Source organism: Serratia oryzae, from assembly GCF_001976145.1.
Lineage (GTDB): Bacteria > Pseudomonadota > Gammaproteobacteria > Enterobacterales > Enterobacteriaceae > Chania > Chania oryzae.
On sequence record NZ_MOXD01000064.1, the window covers coordinates 1 to 566 of the forward strand.

The following is a 566-nucleotide window of genomic DNA, read 5'->3' on the forward strand; positions in this document are numbered from 1 at the left end:
CGTTGCTGGCATCAAAGGCAACGCCGCCCACCCCGGTCAGTTGCGCAGTCAGATTTTTGTTGGAATCCGGGCTGACATCGGTGGCAATAATCAGGGCATTAGGATTGTCCAGCAGCAGGTTAATCGCACTCAGACCATAGTTCAGGTACAGGCCAGAAGCGCTGGCACCGTCGGTGTTGGACAGCGCGTAATTATAGGTCGCATCCGCCACATGCACCGTATTCTGGTTGATAGCAGAGATTAACCCCAGTGGCGTTACCGCCACACCGTCAATCGTCAGCGTTAAGGTATCGGCCCCGCTGGCCGTGGTGGCGCTGATCAACTGCATCGCCGTCGCCCCGCGGTTCTGATCCAGGATCGACAGGTTCGGTGGCACCACCGGTGGCGTATTGTCCCAGGAACTCCCCCCCACCAGATTGATAGTGCCGCCGTTAGCGGCCAGGGTCTGAGCTGTAATGGTGCTCTCGGCGCTAGACAGTGGCGCACCGCCGGTAAAGTTCAGCGTACCGCCGTCGAGCGTCAGGGCGCGCAGCGTTTCGGTGCCCGGCGTTCCAGCTACCCCCACC

At 60.4% G+C, this 566-nt stretch carries 1 protein-coding gene; it reads right to left on the reverse strand.

Translation table 11 applies throughout. The annotated features are described in order from the left end of the window. Nucleotides 1–566, reverse strand: a 566-nt coding sequence (locus BMI79_RS23900; RefSeq protein WP_158069136.1) for a hypothetical protein, incomplete at both ends; no start/stop codon positions are given.